This window comes from Robinsoniella sp. (genome assembly GCF_034124845.1).
The window spans coordinates 3236-4466 of sequence record NZ_JAWYAJ010000443.1 but is presented as its reverse complement, the minus strand read 5'-3'; the positions used below and the strand labels follow the sequence as shown (position 1 = coordinate 4466).

Annotated in this window: 1 protein-coding gene; it reads left to right on the top strand. The window is 43.0% G+C overall.

From position 1 onward, the window contains the following. A partial coding sequence (locus ACH2DQ_RS21925; protein WP_395028326.1) for a hypothetical protein occupies nucleotides 1–1231 on the top strand: 1231 nt, incomplete at both ends.

Below are 1231 nucleotides of genomic sequence, written 5' to 3'. Positions count from 1 at the left end.
AATATCGGAGGAATAGCCGGTGGAGGATTAAACCGGTTTGTAGATATCCAGAACTGCTACAGCCTGTCAGATCCGGAACTGAGTATCAAACGGCTTCACCAGGCTTATAAGCTGGTAATAAACGGAGCAACGACAGATTTCACCTGGAATCAGGTAGTAGTAAATCAGGACCCTGACGCAAAAGGTTATAATTATAAACTGGATGCGGTTGGAAACACTACATATGGTAATAATGTAACAAACATGACTTATATGGATATGATGTCCGGAGATAATTTCAAAGGCTTTGATCCTGATATCTGGACTCTGGATCATCAGACCAGGGACGATGAAGGTGATCTTCTGTATCCATTCCCTCAGTTTGTGAAGAGACAGCAGACAGCGGAATATGTTGGGGATCAATACCTGGCAGATAAACCGGATTTTGCATTCAACACAGACTTTAATAAACGTAAGAACAATATAGATATAGAAACCCCGAAGACAACGATAGAGAACGCACAGGTTACAGTGAAAGATGCTGTATCCAGTACAATCAGCTATCAGGATACACCTTCCAATTATTCCATTCAGATAGATGGATATGATCCGGCAGCCTCTTATCAGGTCACAATCTATGATGGTGATGCATATGAGAAGGCAGATTATGCCCCGATTGTCATCCGAAAGTTTGAAATAGCACCGGGAGGAGCGGTAACTTCAGGCGGAAAACTTCCGAATTATGAGTCAACCACCACAGCGGCGGGAACAATGAAGTTCTTTAATCCGGCAAATGTAGTATTTAACGCAGGAACAGGAACGCTTCAGATTCTGGATGAAGAAGAAACCGGCTGGTATATGCCAAATAAGGGATACTATACAGCAATTGTAACAAAATCAACCGGAAATGCCACGACAGCGGATATCGAATCTAAAGTCAGTGATTTCCCGGATAAAAAAGGAACGGTAAATGGTATTGCCAAATCCGCAATAAAAGGAAACACCTCAGAGCGGTTCCAGGTACATTTTGGAGGGGATAATGCTGACGGAAGTAATATTGATTCCCAGACAACCTTCTTTGGTCTGCTTCCAACCGGATATTCTTACGGTACACAGGCGAAGCCTTACTATGTAACAGACCAGTACAGCATTATCGGGATGACTACATCCGGTATTGCACAGGATGCCACAACAGGGCGTTATTTCAGGCAGAGTAAAGATTTCACAATCGATCAGCCGTTCTATGAAATGT